The organism is Aestuarium sp. (assembly GCF_023253315.1).
GTDB lineage: Bacteria > Pseudomonadota > Alphaproteobacteria > Rhodobacterales > Rhodobacteraceae > Marivivens > Marivivens donghaensis.
Map to the genome: position 1 here is coordinate 1 of NZ_JALRGW010000143.1, position 727 is coordinate 727.

At 31.4% G+C, this 727-nt stretch carries 1 protein-coding gene; it reads left to right on the top strand.

Features of this window, described 5'->3' with window-relative positions:
- On the top strand, positions 1-727 hold a 727-nt coding region (locus AC1QQ2_RS14695), incomplete at both ends, for an efflux RND transporter permease subunit (RefSeq protein ID WP_479713704.1).

Consider the following 727-nt stretch of genomic DNA (forward strand, 5'->3'; position numbering starts at 1 on the left):
CTTATTTAAAATTTCAAAAAAAGAATTAATGCCAAGTGAAGATAGAGGAGTTTTTTTCGTTATCATTAAAGCTGCTGATGGTTCTGGATTTAATTTTACTGCAGGAAAAGCACAAGAAATAGAAAATATGTTTTTACCAAAAGTTGGTAAAGGTGAAATCAGGAGATTGTTATTACGAGTTCCTGGTTTTGGAAGTAGTGCTAAACAATTAAATTCTGGTTTTATCATTGTATTATTAGAGGATTGGGCTAAGAGAAAAAGATCAGGTCAGGAAATTATGCGTTCGGCTTTTGGTGAAATAAGTAAAATTCCTGGAATATTAGCATTTCCGGTAATGCCCCAATCAATAAGAGGTGGCGGAGTAGAGAAACCAATTCAATTTGTTTTGCTTGGAAATTCTTATGAAAAATTGAGTGAATGGAAAGAAATTGTTAAAGCAGAGGCTAGAAAAAATCCAGGACTAAATAGTGTTGAAGATGATTATTCAATAACTAAACCAGAGCTAAAAGTTGAAATTAATAACCAAAAAGCTGCTGATTTGGGAATATCAATTGAATCAATAGGAAGATCTATAGAAACTTTTTTTGGCTCCAGAAGTGTTACTAAATTCACAAATGATGGAAAAGAATATGATATTATTCTTCAATCTGATCTAAGTAATAGAAAAGATGCTAGTGGTTTAAATAAAATATTTGTGAGATCTAATAGCACTGGGCAACTAATTCCT